Source organism: Mesorhizobium sp. CO1-1-8 (assembly GCF_020164875.1).
Lineage (GTDB): Bacteria > Pseudomonadota > Alphaproteobacteria > Rhizobiales > Rhizobiaceae > Mesorhizobium.
Genome location: NZ_JAIUGZ010000004.1, coordinates 364,818 through 386,335, shown reverse-complemented (window position 1 = coordinate 386,335; position 21,518 = coordinate 364,818). Strand labels below are relative to the sequence as shown.

Sequence of the window (21,518 nt, the reverse complement as noted above, 5' to 3'; positions counted from 1 at the left end):
TGACGGCCGTATCGAGGCCGGGCCATTTCGGCACCACGACAACATCAGGAGAAATGACCATGAAGAAATTCGTCATCGCCGCGGCGACAGTGCTGGCGGCCGCATCATCGACGGCAGCCCTTGCCAGGACGGTTACCAGCACCATCGTCAATGTCGATGCCAAGGGCGACGCCATCACGCTAGCCGACGGCAAGACACTGAACCTGCCGGAGGGCATAGAGGTTGAAACGCTCAAGGTCGGCGAGAAGGTGATTGTCACCTATTCAACGAAATCCGGCAAATCGCTGGTCTCGAACATCCAGCCCGCGAAGTAATGCGAGGCGACCGGGCCGTCAGCGCCCGGTTTCTCGCCACGGGCGAACACGCCACTTTGCCGGTTTTGATCCCGCCGCTCAGCGATCGATCCGCGTCGACAGGATGATCGACGACAGGGTCCGCTCGACCCCATCCATGGCCCCGATCTGGTCGAGCAGCATGTCGAGGTCGCGGATCGATGGCGCGTCGACGATGACGATCATGTCGAAATTGCCGCTGACCGAATGCAGCGTCCTGACCGTCGCCAGGGCGCGCAGGCCGCGCACCACCTTGTCGGCAAGCTTGGGCGTCACGGTGAGCAGCACATGCGCCCGCACCAGCCCCTGCTCGTAGTCCGGCGCCAGCCGCACGCCATAGCCTGTGATGATGCCACGCTGCTCCAGCCGCTCGATGCGGCTCTGCACGGTTGTGCGCGACACGCCAAGCTTGCGCGCGAGCTCGGCGGTCGAGGCGCGCGCATTCTCGCGCAGCAAGGAAAGTAGCGCCTGTTCGGCGTCGCTGAGCATTTCGACGATTCCCTTCGGCATAGTGTGCAACCAGAGTTTCGTTTTGAACAATTCCACGCTTCCATTCGACGGGCAAGCTGCGAATCTGGGATCACAATCAGTGAGGGATTTGTCATGAAGAAAATTGTTGTTGTCGGCGCCGGCAAGATCGGCTCGACCATTGCCGAGATGCTCGCCGCGACGGGGGATTATCAGGTCACGCTCGTCGACCGCTCGGCAGCACAGCTCGCTGCCGCCGAACTGCCGGCCACGGTTGCGACGCTGGAGCTCGACATCGAAGCCGCCGGGACCCTGGAAGCCGCACTCGCTGGCAAGTTCGCGGTGCTCAGCGCCGCTCCGTTCCATCTGACCACGCGCATCGCCGAGGCCGCGGCCAGTGCAGGCGTGCACTATCTCGACCTGACCGAGGACGTTGTCTCCACCCGCCGGGTCAAGGAACTGGCGCGCTCGGGCAGAAACGCCTTCATTCCGCAATGCGGCCTGGCGCCGGGCTTCATCTCGATCGTCGCCAACGATCTCGCCAGCCGTTTCGATTCGCTGGAGAGCGTGCGCATGCGCGTCGGCGCTTTGCCGCAATACCCCTCCAACGCGCTGAACTACAATCTCACCTGGAGCACCGACGGCGTCATCAACGAATATTGCGAACCCTGCGAGGCGATCGTCGAAGGCGAACTGGTCGAGGTGCCGCCGCTGGAGGAGCGCGAGGAGTTCTCGCTCGACGGCGTCACCTACGAAGCGTTCAACACCTCGGGTGGGCTGGGCACGCTGGCCGAGACGCTGAAGGGCAAGGTGCGCACGCTCAACTACCGCACCATCCGCTATCCCGGCCACGCCGCGATCATGAAGGCGCTGCTAAACGATCTTGGCCTGCGCCACCGCCGCGACGTGCTGAAGGACATTTTCGAAAGCGCCCTGCCGGCGACATTGCAGGACGTGGTCATCGTCTTCGTGACCGTCTCCGGCCGCAAGAACGGCCGCCTGCTGCAGGAGACCTACGCCAACAAGGTCTACTCGCAGCGCATCGGCGAGACGGTGCGCAGCGCCATCCAGATCACCACCGCCTCCGGCATCTGCGCCGTGCTCGACATGCTGGCCGACGGCAGCCTGCCGGCGACGGGCTTCATCAAGCAGGAAGACATCGCGCTCGACGCCTTCCTCGCCAACCGCTTCGGGCGCGCCTATGCCCAGCACGAAATGGTGAGCCGGCTGGCGAGCTGAAGAGCTTAATCTCCCCCCTTGAGGAGGAGATGTCGCCGAAGGCGACAGAGGGGGTCGCCGGGCGTAAAGCGCCAACCTCTATCTGTCGCAAGGAAGTCCCGTCCGGTCGAACCGACCCCCTCTGGCCTGCCGGCCATCTCCCCCTCAAGGGGGGAGATCACGCTGCCTCTAAATATGCAGCGCGTGTCCCAGCGCCTTGAGCGCCGCTTCCTGGAACCCCTCGCCTTGCGTCGGATGCGCATGGATGGTGCCGGCGATGTCCTCCAGCCGCGCGCCCATCTCCAGCGCCAGTCCGAACGCCGCCGCCAGTTCCGACACGCCCTGCCCGACCGCCTGCATGCCGAGCACCAGATGATTGTCGGCCCGCGCCACGACACGGACGAAACCATCCTCGCCCAGCTTTGTCATCGCCCGGCCGTTGGCGGCGAACGGGAACATGCCGATCTTGATCTCGCCGCCCAGCGCCTTGGCCTCTTCCGGCGACAGGCCTGCGGTGACGAGTTCCGGATCGGTGAAGCAGACAGCCGGAATCGAGCGCTTGTCCCAGCTGCGCTTGTGACCGGCAATGATCTCGGCGACCATCTCGCCCTGCGCCATCGCCCGGTGCGCCAGCATCGGCTCGCCGGTGACGTCGCCGATGGCGAAGATGCCGCGCATCGAGGTGCGGCACTGGTCGTCGATGCGGATGAATTTGCCGGCCCTGTCGAGGTCGATCTGCTCGAGCCCCCAGCCTTCGGTCACCGGCTTGCGGCCGACCGTGACCAGGATCTTGTCGGCCGGAACCTTGGCGCTCTTGCCGTCCGAGGTCTCGACCAGCAGCGCGTCACCTTTGCCCGCCTGTCCCTGGGGCGACAGTCCCTTGGCCTTGGCGCCCAGCATCAGCTCGACGCCGAGCGCGGCGAGCCGCTTGACCACCGGCCGGGTCAACTCCGCATCATACTGCGCCAGCACGCGCGGCAAGGCCTCGACCACGGTCACTTTGGCGCCCATTTTTGCAAACGCCATGCCGAGTTCCAACCCGATATAGCCGCCACCGACGACCGCGAGCTTTTGCGGCACTTCGCTCAGTGCCAGCGCCTCCGTGGAGGAAATCACCGGACCGCCAAACGGCAGGAACGGCAGCTCGACCGGCGCCGAACCGGTGGCGATCACAATCGTCTCCGCCCGGATAACCTGCACGCCGGTCTCGGTCTCGACCGCGACGGACTTGCCGTCGCGAAAGCTCGCCCAGCCATGAACGGTCTTCACCCCGGCCTTCTTAAGCAGGCCGGCGACGCCGCTGTTGAGCCGGCTGACGATGCCGTCCTTCCAGGCGATCGTTTTCGCCAGGTCGAGCTTCGGTGCGGTGAGCGAAATGCCGAGCGGGCTGTTGCCGCCTTCCATGTGCGACACCTTCTCGAACTCCTCCGCCGCATGGATCAGCGCCTTGGACGGGATGCAGCCGACATTGAGGCAGGTGCCGCCCGGTTTGCCCGCCTCGACGATCACCGTGTCGACGCCGAGCTGTCCGGCACGGATGGCGCAGACGTACCCACCGGGACCGGCGCCGATGACCAGCAGCTTGCAGGAGATTTCTTTCATAATGACACCCTGGTTCACAATGGTGCTGGAAGGCAGATAACGTTGGGCAGCGATCCTTCGCGCCGCCCTTGAAGCGCGTAATCTCCCCCCTCGAGGGGGAGATGTCGCCGAAGGCGACAGAGGGGGTCGCCGGGCGTAGAGCGCCAGCTTGCGTCTGTCGCGCAAGGCGGTCGCGTCCAGTCGTACCGACCCCCTCTGGCCTGCCGGCCATCTCCCCCTCGAGGGGGGAGATTACGCGCTCCACTGCTTTCGCCAACTTTCAACATCGTAAGAAGAAAACCGGCCCGACAGAGCAGACAGGGGCGCTGTCCCGCCGACATCTCCGCCCTCACTCCACGAAGATCAGCGCCGGGGTTTCCAGCAGCGTCTTTATCCGCTGGATGAACACCGCCGCGTCCCAGCCGTCGATGACCCGATGGTCGAAGCTCGACGACAGGTTCATCATCTTGCGCGGCATGAACTGGGTGCCGTCCCACACCGGCCGCACCATCATCTTGTTGACGCCGATGATCGCCACTTCGGGATGGTTGATGACCGGCGTCGTCGCCACGCCGCCCATGGCGCCAAGCGAGGTGATGGTGATGGTCGAGCCGGACAGCTCGTCGCGTGTCGCCGTGCCGGACTTGGCCGCCTCGGCCAGCCTGATGACCTCCGCGCCGCACTCCCAGACGTCGCGCGCCTCCGCGTGCTTGACCACCGGCACCACCAGGCCCGACGGCGTCTGCGCGGCAATGCCGATATGGATGCCGCCATGCTGGTGGATGATTCCGGTCTCGTCGTCGAACAGCGAGTTGAGGTTGGGCTGGTCCGCGATCGCCTTGACCATCGCCCGCATCAGGAACGGCAGCAGAGTCAGCTTCGGCCTCTCCACGCCCGGGCGCTTCTCCTTGTTGAGCGCGGCGCGCAAGTCCTCGAGCGCTGTGACGTCGATCTCCTCGACATAGGTGATGTGCGGGATACGCGATTTGGACAGCGACATCTTCTCGGCGATCTTGCGCCGCAAGCCGACCACCTTGATGTCCTGGACAGCGTCGCTGCGGGCAAGGCCGGATGTCCTCCCGACCTGTGGCCCGCGTGCCAGGAAAGCTTCGATGTCCTCATGGCCGATGCGGCCGGCCGGCCCGGATCCCGCAACCTGCCTGAGATCGATGCCGGCTTCCTTTGCCCGCAGACGCACGGCCGGAGAAGCCAGCGGTTTCTCGCCTTCGGGACGCGGTGCGCCGGAGACGGAAGGCTGCGCCGTGCTTTTCGGCGAGGCCGCCGGTTTCGCCTCAGCTTCGTCGCTCTTTGGCGATGTCTTCACGACCGGCGCAGCCGCCGCGGGCTTCGGGGTCGGAAGTTTTGCCGGAGGCTCAGCGGACACCGCTTCCACTTCGCCGCCTTGCGGCTTGGCATTGCCCTCGCCCGCCACCTTCAGCCGCACGATCGGCGAACCGATCGCCACCGTGTCGCCGATCTCGGCGCCCAGCCACAGTATCTCGCCATCGACCGGCGACGGGATTTCGACTGTCGCCTTGTCGGTCATGACGGCGGCAAGCACAGTGTCCTCGCGCACCATGTCGCCGATCTTGACGTGCCATTCGACCAGCTCGGCCTCGGCGACACCTTCGCCGACATCGGGCAGCTTGATGATGTGTTCGCCCATCTCAGGCTCCCATGGTTTCAAGCAAGGCACGGCCGACGCGGGCGGGACCGGGGAAATAATCCCACTCTTGCGCATGCGGATAGGGCGTGTCCCAGCCGGCAACCCGAGCAACCGGCGCTTCGAGGTGATAAAAACAGTTTTCCTGCACCAGCGCCGACAGTTCGGCGCCGAAGCCGGAGGTCAGCGTCGCTTCGTGCACGATGACGCAGCGCCCGGTCTTCCTGACCGAGGCGACGATCGTGTCGAGGTCGAGCGGCAGCAGCGTCCTGAGATCGATGATCTCGGCATCGATGCCGGTTTCCTCGACCGCGGCCTGCGCGACATAGACCATGGTGCCGTAGGCGAGCACCGTGACCGCCGAACCCGCCCTGCGGATCGCCGCCTTGCCGAGCGGGACAGTGTAGTGGCCGTCGGCGACCTCGCCGAGCTCATGCTTCGACCATGGCGTCACCGGCCGGTCGTGATGACCGTCGAACGGACCGTTGTAGAGCCGCTTCGGTTCGAGGAAGATCACCGGATCCGGATCCTCGATCGCCGCGATCAAAAGCCCCTTGGCGTCATGCGGGTTGGACGGCACCACCGTCTTCAGCCCCGACACATGGGTGAACAGCGCTTCCGGGCTCTGGCTGTGCGTCTGGCCGCCGAAAATGCCGCCGCCGGTCGGCATGCGCACCACGATCGGGCAGGTGAAATCGCCGTTCGAGCGGTAGCGAAGGCGCGCCGCTTCCTGGGTCAGCTGGTCGTAGGCCGGATACATGTAGTCGGCAAACTGAATTTCCACGCACGGCTTCAGCCCATAAGCTGCCATGCCGATGGCCGAGCCGACAATGCCGGATTCGTTGATCGGCGCGTCGAAGCAGCGGCTCTTGCCGTATTTGGCCTGCAGGCCCTGCGTGCAGCGGAACACGCCGCCGAAGAAGCCGACATCTTCGCCGAACACGACGACTTTGTCGTCGCGCCCCATCGATACATCCATGGCATCGCGAATGGCCTCGATCATGGTCCGTCTCGGCATGGCTCAGACTCCCGCCTGCTGGCGCTGACGTCTGAGATGCGGCGGCATGTCGGCATAGAGCCCTTCGAACATATCGCGCGTCGATGGCTTGCCGCCGGCATGCAGCGTGCCGTGGCTTTCCGCTTCCTTCTGCGCAGCGATCACCGTGTCGAGGATTTCCGCCTCGGCCTGCGCGTGCCGCTCGTCCGACCAGACGCCGAGCGCGATGAGATGGTTCTTCAGCCGCACGATCGGATCGCCGAGCGGCCAGGCGTCGGATTCGGTCTTTGGCCGATAGGCCGAGGGGTCGTCCGAGCTCGAATGCGCGCCGGCGCGGTAGGTGACATATTCGACCAGCGTCGGCCCGAGATTGCTGCGCGCCCGTTCCGCCGCCCATTTGGCGACCGCATGGACGGCGAGATAATCATTGCCGTCGACGCGCAATGACGGGATGCCGAAGCCAAGGCCTCTGGCCGCGAAGGTGCCCGAGCCGCCGCGCGCGATGCCTTGAAAGGTCGAGATCGCCCACTGGTTGTTGACGACGTTGAGCACGACTGGCGCCTTGTAGGTGGAGGCGAACACCAGCGCCGAATGGAAATCGGATTCGGCCGTCGAGCCGTCGCCGATCCAGGCGGCTGCGATGCGCGAATCGTTCGATATAGCCGAGGCCATCGCCCAGCCGACCGCCTGGATGTATTGCGTCGCCAGATTGCCGGATATCGAGAAGAAGCCGTGCTCCTTCGACGAATACATGACCGGCAATTGCCGGCCCTTCAGCGGATCGGCCTCGTTGGAATAGATCTGGTTCATCATCGTGACCATCGGGTAGCCATCGGCGATCAGCAGCCCGGCCTGGCGATAGGTAGGAAAGTTCATGTCGCCGGGTTCAAGCGCCTTGCGGAAGGCGCAAGCCACGGCCTCTTCGCCCAGATGCTGCATGTAGAACGAGGTCTTGCCCTGCCGCTGCGCCATCTGCATGCGGGCATCGAAGGTCCGCAGCGTCATCATGTGGCGCAGGCCGGCCAAAAGCTCCTCATCGGAGAGCAGCCCGGCCCAGGGGCCGACGGCCTCGCCAGTGCGGTTCAGCACGCGGATGATCGAGAAGGCATGATCGCGAATGGTGCGCGGATCGACATCGATTTCAGGGCGCGGCACCGAGCCGGCCTTGGGGATCGGCACATTGGAAAAGTCCGGCGTTCCGCCCGGCCGCACTTCCGGCTCCGGAACGTGAAAACGCAACATCCCAGCATCGGCCATGACCTTTGTCCTCCAATGTTGCCTGACGCCGATATTTGCATATCTGCGCCGCCAGGCCAGTGCGAATTCGTCGGGTAGCCTTCGGACGTCGGTCCCGGCCGCGCCGGCCGATCCAGCCTCCCCCGCACCAAGATGAAGATATGTCGGCGAAATTTCTTGTCGATGTTGGGTGGTGGCGCGCAATTAGGCGCAAGGTTGGGCCGGATTTCCGGCCAGATAAGTAAGTTAGCGGGTGGATGCTCACCTCGCAGCGTTGATGCTTGGCGAAAACCGAGAAGCCGCTTTCGCCATCTTCCACACTGCGAGAGAACCACGCGCACCATCCTTTGCCCCAATCACCACACCCCAGTTCACCCCACGCCCGCATCATGCTAACCAACCCGCCATGGCACAGAAGAAAGCATATGAGGTCGATGGCTGGCTGGCGAAGCCGGACCAGCGCATTTCGATCGTCCTGCTTTACGGCCCCGATCGCGGCCTCGTCTCCGAACGGGCAAAGGCCTTTGCCGAAAAGACCGGCTTGCCGCTCGACGACCCGTTCTCGGTGGTCCGGCTCGAGGGGTCGGAAGTCGACCGCGACGAAGGCCGCCTGCTCGACGAGGCGCGCACCGTGCCGATGTTTTCCGACCGGCGCCTGCTGTGGGTGCGCAATGCCAGCGGCCAGAAGGCGTTGGCCGACGACGTCAAGGCGCTGACGGCGGAGCCCGCGCGCGATGCCATCATTCTCATCGAGGCCGGCGACCTCAAGAAGGGCGTCGGCCTGCGCGCCATCGTCGAGGCGGCGGACAGTGCCATGGCGCTGCCGTGCTATGCCGATGAGGCGCGCGACATCGACGGCGTCATCGACGTCGAATTGAGCAAGGCCGGCATGTCGATGACCATGGAGGCGAGGCAGGCGCTGCGCCGCAATCTCGGCGGCGACCGGCTGGCCTCGCGCGGCGAGATCGAGAAGCTCGTGCTCTACGCCCATGGCCAGAACGAGATCGGGCTGGAGGAGGTCAAGGCGATGTCGGGCGACGTCTCCGGCGCCTCTTTCGACGACGCCGTCGACGCGCTTCTCGAAGGCAAGATCGGCGACTTCGATACCGCCTTCACCCGCCATTGCCAGTCCGGCGGCCAGCCCTTCCTGGTGCTGTCTTCGGCGATGCGGCAGTTGCAGCAGATCCAGGTCATGCGCGGCCAGATGGAGTCCGGTAACCGCAACGCCGCCTCGGTCGTTGCCGCCGCTCGCCCGCCGGTGTTCTTCTCGCGGCGCAAGCTGGTCGAGAAGGCGCTGGAGCGCTGGAGCACCGACGCGCTCGGCCGTGCGTTGACCCGGCTGCAGACGGCGGTGCTGCAGACCAGGCGGCGGCCGGATCTTTCCGTGGCGTTGGCACGGCAGGCGCTGCTTGGCATAGCGGTCGAGAGCAGCAGGTTGGCGCAGCGAGCCTGATCTCCCCCTCGAGGGGGAGATGTCGCCGAAGGCGACAGAGGGGGTCGTTGCGCGTGAAGCGCTGGCCTCTTCTTCGTTGCCGCAGGGGGCCGGCGCTTGATGTGGGCGAACCCCTCTGGCCTGCCGGCCATCTCCCCCTCAAGGAGGGAGATTCGCGGCGGCACCGATTTCGCCAATCACCAGCGCCACAAAAGGAAAAGGCCGGCTCAATGGCCAGCCCCTTTCCACATGCGCGCAATCTCCGGTCTGAATATACTTCGCTGGCTAATTACCGATCTTGCTTCAGCCTTCTGCACAGCTCATCAAGCTGCTCCAGCGACCGATATGACACCCGCAGCACGCCGCCCTTGCCCTTGTGATCCACCGACACGATCATGCCGATCGTGTCGGTCAACAGCTTTTCCAGCGCCAGCGTGTCGGCGTCCTTTTCGTCAGGACTTGGCGCGGGCCTGGTTTCCCTGGCGCTGCTGGTGCCGGCCGGCATCTGCGCCAGCGCTTCGGCCTGGCGCACTGAAAGTCCTTCTTCGACGATGCGCTTGGCAAGGCCGGCTGGATCCTCCGCCGTCACCAGCGTGCGGGCATGGCCCGCCGACAGCGCGCCGTCGACCAGCATGTCGCGGATCACGTCCGGCAGCTTCAAGAGCCTGAGCGTATTGGCGACATGGCTGCGGCTTTTGCCGATCACCTGGCCGAGATCGGCCTGGGTGTAGCCGTGCTCGTCGATCAGCTGCTGATAGCCAAGTGCTTCCTCGACCGCATTGAGGTCGGTGCGCTGGACGTTTTCGATGATCGCCAGTTCGAGCGCGGTGCGGTCGTTGACCTCGCGGATGATGACCGGGATCTCGGACAGCCCGGCGCGCTGCGCCGCCCGCCAGCGCCGCTCGCCGGCGATGATCTCGTAGCGGCCGGCCTGTGTCGGCGACGGCCGCGCCACCACCGGCTGGACGACGCCATGCTCGCGGATCGACTGGGCGAGGTCGGTCAGCTCGGCGTCGCCGAAATGCCGGCGCGGATTTTTCGGATTTGGGGTCAGGAACTCGATCGGCACCTTGCCGTCGGCGCTCATGCCAGGCTTTTCAGGCGCCACTGGGCGATCGATCTCGCCGATCAGCGCCGCCAGCCCACGCCCCAGTCTCTTTCTTGAAAGGTCTTCGCTCATCTTTATTCCAGTTGGCCATTCCAGATCGTTTCGGTATCGAATCGGCTCTTGACTATTCATCCGAGCTAATCAAGCGGCGCGCAATTTACGCTCTCGGCGGATCACTTCCGATGCCAGTTGCAGATAGGCCTGGCTGCCCGAGCATTTCAAATCGTAGAGGATCGCCGGCTTGCCGTAGGACGGCGCCTCGGACACCCGAACGTTGCGCGGAATGACGGTCTCGTAGACCTTGTCCCCCATATGTGCCCGCACGTCCTGCACCACCTGGTTGGCGAGATTGTTGCGGCCGTCATACATGGTCAGCACGATGCCTTGGATGATAAGATCGGGATTGATAGAGCGGCGCACCTGCTCGACCGTTTCCAGCAACTGGCTGAGACCTTCGAGCGCGAAGAACTCACATTGCAGCGGCACAAGAACAGAATCGGCTGCCGCCATTGAATTCAAAGTCAAAAGGTTGAGCGACGGCGGGCAGTCGATGAGCACATAGCCGAACGGCGCCCCGCGCTCGGTCGCGGCGCGCAGCGCATTGCGCAGCTTGAGCACCCGGTCGGGCGCCGAGGCGATCTCCATTTCGATACCGAGCAGATCGAGCGTCGACGGCACGATCGACAGGCCAGGCACCGCCGTCGGGATGGCCGCGGCCTCCAGCTCCAGCTCGCCGGTCAGCACGTCATAGGACGAGACCGTGCGGTCCTTGCGGTCGATGCCGAGGCCGGTGCTGGCATTGCCTTGCGGATCGAGATCGACGATCAGCACCTTTTCGCCGATCGCGGCCAGCGCAGTCGCCAAATTGATGGCGGTGGTGGTCTTGCCGACACCGCCCTTCTGGTTGGCTACGGTGATGATTCGGGGGCCATTCTTCATCATGGGTCTATGCCAGAAATTCATTTTGGGTCGCCAAAGAGTCTGACCAGTCGCGGATCAGACAGGTCGCAGGTTGGACAGTTCAAGGATGACGCCCTGAGGGTCGGTCACACTGGGATGTTCTACCAGATCGAAGGACCACCGGTTAACGCTTTCTTGCACTTCGGCGCGATAATCCCGGCCTTTGTGGAACAGGCCGCGCGCGCCTGACGTCAGCCATGGCGCCGACAGGTCGAGCAAGGTCGAAAGCGAGGCCAGTGCCCGCGCCGTGACGATCTGCGGTGTCGAAACAAGCGCATGGCTGTCATTGATGCGGCGCGCCACGACTCGCGCCGGCAGGCTGAACTGCCCGACCACGGTCTGCAGGAAGGATGCTTTTTTTCGATTGCTTTCAACCAGATCGATGCTGGCGCCATCGCGCTCGGCAAGCAGGAAGGCCATGACAAGGCCCGGAAATCCGCCGCCCGAGCCGAGATCCACCCAGCGCGTGGCAGTTGGCTCTATGCGCCCGAGCTGCGCGCTGTCCAGGATGTGACGCTGCCAGACATCGCCAGACGTCGATTGCGCGACAAGGTTGATGCTGCGATTCCATTTCTGGAACATCTGCTCGAATGCCACCAACCGATCGAATGTTTCACGTGAAACCGGGCCTGCCGCATCCTGCAGGCTCTCTAGGGATAGTGAACTCACGCAACATCCCTTTGTGGGCGCTGCGCGTTCTCTGCGTGCCGAACATGCGCGACAATGATTGCCAGTGCCGCCGGCGTCATGCCCTCCATGCGCTGGGCGTCGGCGATGGAACGCGGCCGCCGCGCCTGCATCTTCTGCTTCAGCTCGTTCGACAGACCCGGCACCCCGGCAAAATCGATGGTCTCCGGTATCAGCCGGCTCTCCTCATGCCGTATCTGCGCGACGTCGGTCTTCTGGCGATCCAGATAGACTGAATATTTCGCTTCCGTTTCGAGGCGCTCCGCCGTCTTGCCGTCGATCGCCGCAAAGCGCGGGTCGACACGAGCCAGCCAGGTCACATCGACATCGGGGTAGGACAACAGTTCATAACCGGACCGGCGCACGCCATCCCGGTTGATCTCCAGCCCGTATCGCGCCGCCTCGTTCGGCGTCATTGTGAGCGACTTCGCCAGATCGCGCGCCTCGTCTAGCCCTTGCATGACATGTTCGTAACGCTGCATCCGCTGCGCCGAGGCGATGCCCAGTTTCGCCGCCAGCGGCGTCAACCGCTCATCGGCATTGTCGGCGCGCAGCGACAGCCGAAACTCGGCCCGCGAGGTGAACATCCGGTAGGGTTCGCTGATGCCGCGGCTGGTCAAATCGTCGACCATCACGCCGATATAGGCCTCGGTGCGGCTGAGCACGATCTGCTCGCTGCCCGCAGCCCGTCGCGCCGCATTGAGGCCTGCAAGCAGCCCTTGGCCGGCCGCCTCCTCGTAACCAGTCGTGCCGTTGATCTGCCCGGCGAGGAAGAGGCCGCTAACGCGCTTCGTCTCCAGCGTCTGATGCAGCTCGCGCGGATCGACATGATCATATTCGATGGCATAGCCGGGCTGCAGCATGGTTGAGCGCTCCAGCCCGGGGATGGTTTTCAGGATCTCGAGCTGCACGTCTTCAGGCAGCGATGTCGAAATACCATTGGGATAGACGGTGTCGTCATCGAGCCCTTCCGGCTCGAGGAAGATCTGATGGCCGTCCCTGTCGCCGAACTTGACGATCTTGTCCTCGATCGAGGGGCAATAGCGCGGCCCGACGCCTTCGATCGAGCCGGAATACATGGCCGAGCGGCCGAGATTGGCGCGGATCAGCTCGTGCGTGGCCGTGGTCGTGCGCGTGATGCCGCAGTCGATCTGCGGCGTCTCGATGCGATCGGTCATTAGCGAGAACGGCACCGGATCTTCATCGGCGGCCTGCTTTTCCAGCGACGTCCAGTCGATGGTCCGGCCATCGAGCCGCGGCGGCGTGCCGGTCTTCAGCCGTCCGAGCCTGAAGCCCGCGCGGTCCATCGTTGCCGACAGGCCAAGGCTGGCCTGTTCGTTCATGCGGCCGGCGACAATCTTCTTCTCGCCGATATGGATAAGCCCGCGCAGGAAGGTCCCGGTCGTCAGAACGACGGCGCCACAGGCAAGCCGCCTGCCGTCGGCCAGGAGAACAGCCGTGATCCGCCCATCGACGATCTCGAAGTCCAGAACCTCGCCTTCGACGACATCGAGATCGTTCTGGTTCCGAATCGCTTCCTGCATGGCAAGGCGATAGAGCTTTCTATCGGCCTGCGTGCGGGGACCGCGCACCGCGGGGCCCTTGCGGCGGTTGAGCAGGCGGAACTGGATGCCAGCCGCATCCGCCACCCGACCCATCAGGCCATCCATGGCATCGATCTCGCGCACCAGATGACCCTTGCCAAGCCCGCCGATCGCCGGATTGCACGACATGACGCCGATCGTGTCGAACCGCAGCGTTACCAGCGCGGTCCTCGCACCAGCGCGTGCGGCAGCGCTGGCCGCCTCGCAACCCGCGTGGCCGCCGCCTACCACAACCACATCATAGTGATTGGTCATCACAAATTCCCAGACTCAAAAGATTGAAGGACACATGTCCCCGCCAAGCAGTGCTGTCAAGAAAACTCCGCAACGAGTTTCACGTGAAACAGCCTTGCACCTGCCACGCGCTTGTTTCACGTGAGTCATCGGGGGCCGCCGTTGTTTCACGTGAGTCACACAATCCGCTCCCATGTAAGCGACTGTTTCACGTGAGTCATTTCCCAATGCAGAACTGCGAGAAGATCACGTCCAGCATGTCCTCGACATCGATAGCCCCGACGATTCGGCCGAGGCGGTCTGCTGCAAGGCGCAGCTCCTCGGCGCGCAATTCCTGCCCGACGGTCTGGCCGTCGGTTGCCCGGAGCAGGTGGCTATTCGCTGCGCCAAGCAATTCGACGTGGCGCAGACGTGACGGCAAAACATCGCCGACACTGCCTGCTGCTTCCGCCGCCCGACGGCCGATTTCCGCCAGCAGTTCCTCCACGCCCGTCCCGTTCTTCACCGAAATGACAAGGTCATAGTCCTCCGCCGCGTCGCTCGCCGCGCGGCCCGCGAGCAGATCGAGCTTGGTGCCGACACCCAAGATCGGCGCCTCGGTCGGCAGCGGTCCGATCGCCCTGGGATCGGCGACATCCCTGAGCAGCAGCAAGAGATCCGCGCCATGCGCCTTGGCCCTCGCCTTCTCAATGCCGAGCGCCTCGACCTTGCCCGGCGCATCGCGCAGCCCGGCCGTATCCGTGAGCCTGACCCGCAGCCCCTGAAGGTCAAGTGTCACTTCAAGCAGGTCGCGCGTCGTGCCGGGCTCATCCGTTACTATAGCGGCATCCCGCCGCGCCAGTGCATTGAACAGACTCGACTTACCAGCGTTGGGCGCGCCAAGGATGACGACTTCGAAACCGTCGCGAATGATCTCGGCGGCGCGAAATCCAGCAATGTGCCGGTCGATCTCGCCGATCATCGTTCTGACATCGGACCAAACCGTATCCGAAACGGAACCGGGGACATCGTCCTCATCGGCGAAATCGATCTCCGCCTCGATCAGGGCCCGGGCATGGATCAGTCGGCGGCGCCAGCCAAGATAGAGTTCGCTCTGAACGCCTTCGGCATTTTGGACAGCAAAGCGGCGCTGCGCCTCCGTCTCGGCACTGACGAGATCGGCCAGCGCCTCGGTCTCTACCAGGTCGACCTTGCCGTTGAGAAAGGCGCGGCGGGTGAATTCGCCTGGTTCCGCGTGCCTGACGCCGTCAAGGCCTGCGATCGTCTCCAGCATCTTTGCCACCACCGCACGACCGCCATGGACGTGGAGTTCCGCGACGTCCTCGCCGGTGAAACTGGCTGGACCGGGAAAGAAAATGATCAGGCCGGTGTCGAGCACCACCCCGTCGGGCGCCGTGAACCTGCGCAGAACTGCCGAGCGGTCCTTAACCATCCCCCCGGCGATCGTTTCGACTGCGAATCGAGTCTGCGGGCCGGAAATGCGGATGACGGCAACGCCGGCCGGAAGCCGGCCGCTCGACAGCGCTACAATGGAATCGCCTGAAATCATTTGCCCGCTCTACCGAACCGCCCTAGCTTCACGCCTATCCAACCACCCGAGTTTGTTCATCGTGACGCTGCCCGCGCAAAACCTGCTTGCTGAAGAAGCCAGCCCCTATCTGCAGCAGCACAGCGGCAATCCCGTCCACTGGCGGGCCTGGTCGCCGGCTTCGCTCGAAGAGGCCAAGGCTCTGGACAGGCCGATCCTGCTCTCGGTCGGCTATGCCGCCTGCCATTGGTGCCATGTCATGGCGCATGAAAGCTTCGAAGACGATGGCGTCGCCGCCGTCATGAACCGTCTGTTCGTCAATATCAAGGTCGACCGCGAGGAGCGTCCGGATATCGACCAGATCTATATGGCGGCGCTCTCCGCGATGGGCGAGCAGGGCGGCTGGCCGCTGACCATGTTCCTGACCCCGGACGGCAAGCCATTCTGGGGCGGCACCTATTTTCCGCGCGAGCCGCGCTATGGCCGCCCTGGTTTCATCCAGGTGATGGAGGCGGTGGACAGGGCCTGGCGCGAAAAGCGGGCGAGTCTACACCAGAGCGCCGACGGCCTGACGACACATGTCGAGGCGCGGCTTGCCGGCTCGCATGCCAGAACCGTGCTCGACCGCGACGCGCTGGGGGAATTGGCCAGGGGCATAGACGGCATGGTCGACCGCGATCTCGGCGGTCTGCGCGGCGCGCCGAAATTTCCCAATGCGCCGTTCATGCAAACGCTGTGGCTGTCCTGGCTGCGCGACGGCAACGCCGCCCATCGCGACGACGTCCTCAGCAGCCTCGAACAGATGGTCAGCGGCGGCATCTACGACCATATCGGCGGCGGGCTCAGCCGCTACTCGACCGACGCCGAATGGCTGGTGCCGCATTTCGAAAAAATGCTCTACGACAACGCCCAGCTGATCCGCTTCTGCAACTGGGCCTATGCCGCAAGTGGCAATGAGTTGTTCCGGGTGCGAATCGAAGAGACGATCGACTGGCTGCTGCGCGAAATGCGCGTCGACGGCGGCGCTTTTGCCGCCAGTCTCGACGCCGACAGCGATGGCGAGGAGGGTCTGTTCTACACTTGGAGCAGCCAAGAGATCGAAGCCGCTCTTGGTGACGATTCCTCTTTGTTTCTCAAGTACTTCACCCTATCCAGTCCGTATGGCTGGGAAGGCAAGCCGGTCGTCCACCAAACACGGTCCCAGCAATCGCAATACGTGATCGACCGCGAAGAGATCAGCCCGCTCAAGGCGAAACTTCTTGCAGTCCGGGAAAAGCGGGTCAGGCCCGGCCTTGACGCAAAGACCCTCACCGACTGGAACGGCCAGATGATCGCAGCGCTTGCAGAGGCAGGCCGGGCGCTGGCGCGGCCTGACTGGATCGATGCGGCGGCAAAGGCCTTCACTCATATCGCCACTGCCAGCCGCGACGGCCGTCTGCCGCATTCGATGCTCGGCGCCAGAAAACTGTTCCCTGCTTTGTCCAGCGACTATGCCGCCATGACCAACGCAGCGATCTCGCTGTTCGAGGCCACTGGGGATTGGAGCTATGTCGACCAGGCCGGCCAGTTCATCGGGCGGCTCGATCATTGGCACGTCGATACCGAGAAGACAGGCTATTACCTGACCGCTTCGGACAGCACCGACGTGCCGATCCGTATCCGCGGCGATGTCGATGAAGCCATTCCGTCCGCCACCGGCCAGATCGTCGAAGCGCTCGTTCGCCTCGCCTCCGTCACCGGCGATCTCGGGTTGCAGGAAAAAGCCTGGCAAGTCGCCGAGCATGCCGCCGGCCGCGCGGCAAACCAGGCCTATGGCCAGGCCGGCATCGTCAACGCCTGCGCGCTGGCGATCGAGCCGCTGAAGCTGGTCATCGTCGATTCCCCGGAAAACCCAAAGCTCGTTCCGGTGGCGAATCGAAACCCTGATCCACGCCGCGTCGACATCGTCGTGCCGATCGGTACGGGCGCGCATCGACCCTTGCTGCCCGATGGGATCCTGCCGCCGACCGATAAAGCGGGCGCCTGGTTCTGCACCGGCCAGGTTTGTCTTCCCGCTGTGACGGATCCGGAAGAGCTGAAGCGCCTTCTGTCCCGCCAATAAGATCAGGCGCCTTCCGCCTGCTTGGGGAACGCCTCGGTGGAAGACGCGGCTTGGCTCGCCTTGAACAGCAAATCCTTGGCGGCGATCACCGCGCCGATCGTGATCAGCACGCAGGCGAGCGCCACCGACCAGTGGGGGACACCAAACCCTGCCAGCAGCAGCACGATCACAGAAAACAGCGGTGCGGCGTAGGACAGCGCGCCGAGGATCATGATGTCCCCGTGCTTGCAGCCAAAATCCCAGGCGTAGAAGCCGGCTCCCAGAGGAATGGTGCCCAGAATGACGATAGCCGTCCACTGCATCGGCGTCTGCGGCCAGACCGTGGTCTCGAGCATCAGGTGCAGCGAGAAAGCGACCGCCGCCGTGATGAAGCAATAGCCGGCCACGACATCGGTCGGGACCTGGCCGAAGCGGCGTGACAGGACGGAATAGCCAGCCCAGATGAAGGCGCAGAACAGTGCGATGACATGGCCCTTCATCACCCCATTGGCCAGGCCGACATTGCCGCCCTTGGTGATCACCACGATGGCCCCGGCAAGCCCTAGAACGACGCCGACGACGTGGTGAACCCGGAGCCTTTCACCGGGCAGGAAGGCTGCGAAGACGACGATCAACAATGGCCAGAGATAGGCGATCAGGCTGACCTCGACCGGTGGTGCCGACTGGATCGCGAAAAAATAGGCGCAGTGGTAGATGCACAGTCCAGCCGTGCCGATCGCCCAGACCGGCCATGGCTGCCGCAGCGACCGGATCGCGCCTGGGCGGACAATCCAGCTGCCGGCGCCAACCAGCCCTCCGAGCAGGAAGGTCATGGCTGCCAGCTGAAACGGCGGGATCGAGCCCGCCGCGGTCGACAGCAGCGCAAGGAACGACCAGGTCAGTATGGCCGAAAAGCCGATCAGGGTCGGGATTGTCTTCTTCACGTCGCTGCTTCCAGATGGCAGACACGAGCTTTGCATGAAGGGAGAATCGTCTGCCGCCACATACAGCCGCCCTGTATCGGGAAAGCGACCTGCCCTCGGACAATGAAAAACCCCATCCCGGTTTTCCGGAATGGGGCTTCAATACACAGACCGGGAGATTTCGGCCTGGCCTTTACGTGTTCATCGAATCGAAGAAATCCGCATTGGTCTTGGTCTGCTTGAGCTTGTCGATCAGGAACTCGATCGCGTCGGTGGTTCCCATCGGCGCCAGGATGCGGCGCAGCACGAAGATCTTCTGCAGATCCTGCTTGGAAACCAGCAGGTCCTCCTTGCGGGTGCCGGACTTCAAGATGTCCATGGCCGGATAGATGCGCTTGTCGGCCACCTTGCGGTCGAGCTGGATTTCGCAGTTACCGGTGCCCTTGAATTCTTCGAAGATGACTTCGTCCATGCGGCTGCCGGTATCGATCAGGGCGGTGGCGATGATGGTCAGCGAGCCGCCTTCCTCGATGTTGCGGGCGGCGCCGAAGAAACGCTTCGGCCGCTGCAGGGCGTTGGCGTCGACACCACCGGTCAGCACCTTGCCGGATGACGGCACGACGGTGTTGTAGGCGCGGCCGAGACGGGTGATCGAATCGAGCAGGATGACGACGTCGCGGCCATGTTCGACCAGGCGCTTGGCCTTCTCGATGACCATTTCGGCGACCTGCACGTGGCGCACCGCCGGCTCGTCGAAGGTCGAGGAGATCACCTCGCCCTTCACCGAGCGCTGCATGTCGGTCACTTCTTCCGGCCGCTCGTCGATCAGAAGCACGATCAGATAGCATTCCGGATGGTTGGCGGTGATCGAGTGGGCGATGTTCTGCATCAGAACCGTCTTGCCGGTACGCGGCTGCGCGTTGATCAAAGCGCGCTGTCCCTTGCCGATCGGCGCGACCAGGTCGATCACGCGGGCCGAGATGTCCTTGGTGGTCACATTCTCGATCTCCATCTTCAGCCGCTTGGTCGGATAGAGCGGCGTCAGATTGTCGAAGTGGATCTTGTGACGGATCTTCTCGGGATCGTCGAAATTGATGGTGTTGACCTTGAGCAGCGCGAAATAGCGCTCGCCCTCTTTCGGGCTGCGGATCGGCCCTTCGACCGTATCGCCGGTCTTCAGCGAAAAGCGCCGGATCTGCGACGGCGAAATATAGATGTCGTCGGGGCCTGGCAGATAATTGGCGTTGGCGGAGCGCAGGAAGCCGAAACCGTCCTGCAGCACCTCGACCACGCCATCACCGATGATCTCGATCTCCTGGGCGGCCAGCTTCTTCAGGATCGCAAACATCAGCTCCTGCTTGCGCATGACACTGGCGTTTTCGACCTCGAGCGATTCGGCATAAGCGATCAGCTCTGGCGGTTTCTTGTTCTTGAACTCGGCGAGTTTCATTTCTTGCATAGACGGACCTTGAATAGATGGAGTCTGGGTAGGCTTTGGGAAAATATCGGCGGGATGCGACAAATGCCGGGCGCGGCCGAAAACAACGAGGGGCGGCGCATGACGGGAAGGAAGACCCGTCTTTTATCGTCGGTCGGGTGAAAGAGCAAGCTGCGTTTTGCGTGACCTATGAAGGCTTGAAACGCATCAATGCCTGTCGCTGTTTCCCGGTCGTTTCTGAGCAACATGCATCAGAACGGCTTGACCACCACCAGGATGACGATGGCGATCATCAGCAATGTGGGGATCTCGTTGACCATCCGCCAGTGCCTGGCCGGTTTTTCATTGCGGTCCTCGGCGAATTTGCGCACCGCGCCCGACAGATAGCCATGCATGGCCGACAGCAAAAGCACCGCTCCGATCTTGGCGTGAAGCCAGTCGCCCTGGAAACCAAAACCCTTCCAGGCGAGCCACAGGCCGAACACCCAGGTAACGATCATCGCCGGGTTGATGATGCCGCGCAGCAGGCGCCGCTCCATCACCTTGAAGGTCTCCGACTGCACCGAGCCCTTCTCGGCATCGGCGTGATAGACCAGCAGCCGCGGCAGATAGAGCATGCCGGCCATCCACGAGATGACCGCGAGGATATGGATCGCCTTGGCCCAGGGGTAGAAACTGTCGGGTGCCGCGAAATACAAAAGCGCGGTGAGAACGACCAGGACACCCAGGCCGATCGTCATGCGCATCATCGCCTGGCCGGTGCTGTTCGTGCTGTTCATCTGAGCCATCAGCGTGTCGCGCTCCGCACCTGTTTCACCATCGCCTCGACATGGGCGATCGGCGTCTCCGGCGTGATGCCGTGACCGAGGTTGAAGATCAGCGGCCCGTCTCCCAGCGCTCTCAGGATCGCCTCGACGCCATCCGACAGCGCCTTGCCGCCAGCCACGAGCCGCAAGGGATCGAGATTGCCCTGAACCGCACCCGAGCGCTGCAATTCCTTCGCCGCGATCAGGGGCACCGTCCAATCGATCCCCAGCGCCGTTACGCCGGTCTTCTGGCGATAGGTCCGGTAGCGCGAACCGGCGCCCTTGGGAAAACCGATGATCGGCACATCGGGATGAACCGCCCGCACCCGGCCAACGATCTCGGCCACTGGCTGAACGCAGAACAGATCGAAAGTTTCATCGTCCAGCACGCCGGACCAGGAATCGAAAATCTGCACCACATCCGCGCCCGCCTCGATCTGGCGGATGAGATAGGCGGCCGAATGTTCGGCAAGCACCTTCAGCAATCGTTGAAAGGCCACCGGCTCGCGATAGGCAAAAAGCCGCGCCGGCGCCTGGTCGGGTGTGCCATGGCCGGCGATCATGTAGGTCGCCACCGTCCACGGCGCGCCGCAGAAGCCGATCAGGGTTGTCTCTTCGGGGAGTTTGGCCCGCAACCGGCGAACCGTCTCGTAGACCGGTTCGAGATTCACGTGAAACACCTTGCCTTCCAGAGCCAAAATCTCCGGCGCGGTGATCGGCGTCAGCAGCGGCCCTCTGCCCTCTTCGAAGCGGACGTCACGGCCAAGCGCATGTGGAACGACAAGGATATCGGAAAACAGGATCGAGGCGTCGAAGCCGAAGCGCTCGATCGGCTGCAAGGTCACTTCGACCGCAAGGTCGGGATCGTAGCAGAGGTCCAGGAACGAGCCTGCTCGCCTGCGTGTCTCCCGATACTCCGGCAGATAGCGTCCGGCCTGTCGCATCATCCAGAGCGGAGGCGGAAAATGGGCCTTGCCCCTGAGGACGTCCAGCATGATCCGGTTCTGGGGCATCGGGCGCTCGCTTCTCCCAGCCTCTTCTATAATCAAAGATTCTTATATCTAAGATTCTTCTGATTCTAAGAGTCTGTTGGTTCTGGTGGTTGTCACCTGTCCCGCTTTGCCCCGGAAAACACCAGCCAACATATTGTCGCGTGCTTCTTTTTCCCAGATGTAGGGTTCTGGGGATAGCTCGGAATCGATCAATCGAGTCAAAGTGTTAGG

Annotated in this window: 18 protein-coding genes; 4 read left to right on the top strand and 14 right to left on the bottom strand. The window is 63.5% G+C overall.

Translation table 11 applies throughout. The features are described 5' to 3' along the window. Positions 1-59: 59 nt before the first annotated feature. Positions 60-314 carry a DUF1344 domain-containing protein gene (locus LB558_RS10840; RefSeq protein ID WP_224697550.1) on the top strand — a complete coding sequence of 85 codons (255 nt, stop codon included), beginning with the start codon at positions 60-62 and terminating at the stop codon, positions 312-314. A 78-nt stretch (positions 315-392) separates the two neighbouring features. Here LB558_RS10840 and LB558_RS10835 read toward each other — a convergent pair whose 3' ends face one another. Further along, a complete protein-coding gene (locus LB558_RS10835) occupies positions 393-821 on the bottom strand; it encodes an Lrp/AsnC family transcriptional regulator (RefSeq protein WP_224697549.1) in 429 nt (142 codons plus the stop codon). 114 nt (positions 822-935) lie between these two features. Here LB558_RS10835 and LB558_RS10830 point away from each other — a divergent pair, with 114 nt between their 5' ends. Beyond that, on the top strand, positions 936-2,039 hold the full coding sequence (locus LB558_RS10830) for a saccharopine dehydrogenase family protein (protein ID WP_224697548.1): 1,104 nt from the start codon (positions 936-938) through the stop codon (positions 2,037-2,039). A 168-nt stretch (positions 2,040-2,207) separates the two neighbouring features. Here LB558_RS10830 and lpdA read toward each other — a convergent pair whose 3' ends face one another. From lpdA to LB558_RS10810, 4 genes are all read right to left on the bottom strand, one after another. After that, positions 2,208-3,620 (bottom strand): dihydrolipoyl dehydrogenase, encoded by a 1,413-nt coding sequence (gene lpdA, locus LB558_RS10825; protein WP_224697547.1) that lies wholly within the window; start codon positions 3,618-3,620, stop codon positions 2,208-2,210. Positions 3,621-3,948: 328 nt separating this feature from the next. Next, on the bottom strand, positions 3,949-5,265 hold the full coding sequence (locus LB558_RS10820; RefSeq protein WP_224697546.1) for a dihydrolipoamide acetyltransferase family protein: 1,317 nt from the start codon (positions 5,263-5,265) through the stop codon (positions 3,949-3,951). 1 nt (position 5,266) lies between these two features. Then, positions 5,267-6,280: an alpha-ketoacid dehydrogenase subunit beta gene (locus tag LB558_RS10815; RefSeq protein ID WP_224697545.1), complete on the bottom strand. Its 1,014-nt coding sequence runs from the start codon at positions 6,278-6,280 to the stop codon at positions 5,267-5,269. A gap of 3 nt (positions 6,281-6,283) precedes the next feature. Further along, positions 6,284-7,516, bottom strand: coding sequence for a 3-methyl-2-oxobutanoate dehydrogenase (2-methylpropanoyl-transferring) subunit alpha (locus LB558_RS10810; protein WP_224697544.1), 1,233 nt, complete (start codon positions 7,514-7,516; stop codon positions 6,284-6,286). Positions 7,517-7,901: 385 nt separating this feature from the next. Here LB558_RS10810 and holA point away from each other — a divergent pair, with 385 nt between their 5' ends. Further along, positions 7,902-8,948: a DNA polymerase III subunit delta gene (gene holA / locus LB558_RS10805; protein WP_224697543.1), complete on the top strand. Its 1,047-nt coding sequence runs from the start codon at positions 7,902-7,904 to the stop codon at positions 8,946-8,948. A gap of 268 nt (positions 8,949-9,216) precedes the next feature. Here the strand turns inward: holA and LB558_RS10800 are convergent, their stop codons facing one another. From LB558_RS10800 to mnmE, 5 genes are all read right to left on the bottom strand, one after another. Further along, positions 9,217-10,107, bottom strand: a complete 891-nt coding sequence (locus LB558_RS10800; protein WP_224697542.1) for a ParB/RepB/Spo0J family partition protein — start codon at positions 10,105-10,107, stop codon at positions 9,217-9,219. Positions 10,108-10,176: 69 nt separating this feature from the next. After that, on the bottom strand, positions 10,177-10,977 hold the full coding sequence (locus LB558_RS10795) for a ParA family protein (RefSeq protein ID WP_224697541.1): 801 nt from the start codon (positions 10,975-10,977) through the stop codon (positions 10,177-10,179). Positions 10,978-11,031: 54 nt separating this feature from the next. Then, complete coding sequence (rsmG, locus tag LB558_RS10790; protein WP_224697540.1) at positions 11,032-11,664, bottom strand: 16S rRNA (guanine(527)-N(7))-methyltransferase RsmG; 633 nt, start codon at positions 11,662-11,664, stop codon at positions 11,032-11,034. Next, positions 11,661-13,541 (bottom strand): tRNA uridine-5-carboxymethylaminomethyl(34) synthesis enzyme MnmG, encoded by a 1,881-nt coding sequence (gene mnmG, locus LB558_RS10785; RefSeq protein ID WP_224697539.1) that lies wholly within the window; start codon positions 13,539-13,541, stop codon positions 11,661-11,663. The genes rsmG and mnmG overlap by 4 nt, the downstream gene beginning before the upstream one ends. A 196-nt stretch (positions 13,542-13,737) precedes the next feature. Continuing rightward, positions 13,738-15,069, bottom strand: a complete 1,332-nt coding sequence (gene mnmE, locus LB558_RS10780) for a tRNA uridine-5-carboxymethylaminomethyl(34) synthesis GTPase MnmE (RefSeq protein WP_224697538.1) — start codon at positions 15,067-15,069, stop codon at positions 13,738-13,740. 61 nt (positions 15,070-15,130) lie between these two features. Here mnmE and LB558_RS10775 point away from each other — a divergent pair, with 61 nt between their 5' ends. Then, positions 15,131-17,149, top strand: a complete 2,019-nt coding sequence (locus LB558_RS10775) for a thioredoxin domain-containing protein (protein WP_224697537.1) — start codon at positions 15,131-15,133, stop codon at positions 17,147-17,149. 2 nt (positions 17,150-17,151) lie between these two features. Here the strand turns inward: LB558_RS10775 and LB558_RS10770 are convergent, their stop codons facing one another. The 4 genes from LB558_RS10770 to hemE form a co-directional block, all read right to left on the bottom strand. Next, positions 17,152-18,108, bottom strand: coding sequence for a DMT family transporter (locus LB558_RS10770; protein ID WP_412033460.1), 957 nt, complete (start codon positions 18,106-18,108; stop codon positions 17,152-17,154). 136 nt (positions 18,109-18,244) lie between these two features. After that, positions 18,245-19,510, bottom strand: a complete 1,266-nt coding sequence (gene rho / locus LB558_RS10765; protein WP_013528732.1) for a transcription termination factor Rho — start codon at positions 19,508-19,510, stop codon at positions 18,245-18,247. Positions 19,511-19,740: 230 nt separating this feature from the next. Next, positions 19,741-20,277 carry a protoporphyrinogen oxidase HemJ gene (gene hemJ / locus LB558_RS10760; RefSeq protein WP_224697535.1) on the bottom strand — a complete coding sequence of 179 codons (537 nt, stop codon included), beginning with the start codon at positions 20,275-20,277 and terminating at the stop codon, positions 19,741-19,743. Then, positions 20,277-21,308: a uroporphyrinogen decarboxylase gene (hemE, locus tag LB558_RS10755; RefSeq protein WP_224697534.1), complete on the bottom strand. Its 1,032-nt coding sequence runs from the start codon at positions 21,306-21,308 to the stop codon at positions 20,277-20,279. The genes hemJ and hemE overlap by 1 nt, the downstream gene beginning before the upstream one ends. Positions 21,309-21,518 lie beyond the last annotated feature (210 nt).

What these genes read in the sequence shown, in the direction of transcription:
- LB558_RS10840 (WP_224697550.1), top strand. Translation starts at nt 60, where the DNA reads ATGAAGAAATTCGTCATCGCCGCGGCGACAGTGCTGGCGGCCGCATCA.
- LB558_RS10835 (WP_224697549.1), bottom strand. Translation starts at nt 821, where the DNA reads ATGCTCAGCGACGCCGAACAGGCGCTACTTTCCTTGCTGCGCGAGAAT.
- LB558_RS10830 (WP_224697548.1), top strand. Translation starts at nt 936, where the DNA reads ATGAAGAAAATTGTTGTTGTCGGCGCCGGCAAGATCGGCTCGACCATT.
- lpdA (WP_224697547.1), bottom strand. Translation starts at nt 3,620, where the DNA reads ATGAAAGAAATCTCCTGCAAGCTGCTGGTCATCGGCGCCGGTCCCGGT.
- LB558_RS10820 (WP_224697546.1), bottom strand. Translation starts at nt 5,265, where the DNA reads ATGGGCGAACACATCATCAAGCTGCCCGATGTCGGCGAAGGTGTCGCC.
- LB558_RS10815 (WP_224697545.1), bottom strand. Translation starts at nt 6,280, where the DNA reads ATGCCGAGACGGACCATGATCGAGGCCATTCGCGATGCCATGGATGTA.
- LB558_RS10810 (WP_224697544.1), bottom strand. Translation starts at nt 7,516, where the DNA reads ATGGCCGATGCTGGGATGTTGCGTTTTCACGTTCCGGAGCCGGAAGTG.
- holA (WP_224697543.1), top strand. Translation starts at nt 7,902, where the DNA reads ATGGCACAGAAGAAAGCATATGAGGTCGATGGCTGGCTGGCGAAGCCG.
- LB558_RS10800 (WP_224697542.1), bottom strand. Translation starts at nt 10,107, where the DNA reads ATGAGCGAAGACCTTTCAAGAAAGAGACTGGGGCGTGGGCTGGCGGCG.
- LB558_RS10795 (WP_224697541.1), bottom strand. Translation starts at nt 10,977, where the DNA reads ATGATGAAGAATGGCCCCCGAATCATCACCGTAGCCAACCAGAAGGGC.
- mnmG (WP_224697539.1), bottom strand. Translation starts at nt 13,541, where the DNA reads ATGACCAATCACTATGATGTGGTTGTGGTAGGCGGCGGCCACGCGGGT.
- mnmE (WP_224697538.1), bottom strand. Translation starts at nt 15,069, where the DNA reads ATGATTTCAGGCGATTCCATTGTAGCGCTGTCGAGCGGCCGGCTTCCG.
- LB558_RS10770 (WP_412033460.1), bottom strand. Translation starts at nt 18,108, where the DNA reads ATGCAAAGCTCGTGTCTGCCATCTGGAAGCAGCGACGTGAAGAAGACA.
- rho (WP_013528732.1), bottom strand. Translation starts at nt 19,510, where the DNA reads ATGCAAGAAATGAAACTCGCCGAGTTCAAGAACAAGAAACCGCCAGAG.
- hemJ (WP_224697535.1), bottom strand. Translation starts at nt 20,277, where the DNA reads ATGGCTCAGATGAACAGCACGAACAGCACCGGCCAGGCGATGATGCGC.
- hemE (WP_224697534.1), bottom strand. Translation starts at nt 21,308, where the DNA reads ATGCCCCAGAACCGGATCATGCTGGACGTCCTCAGGGGCAAGGCCCAT.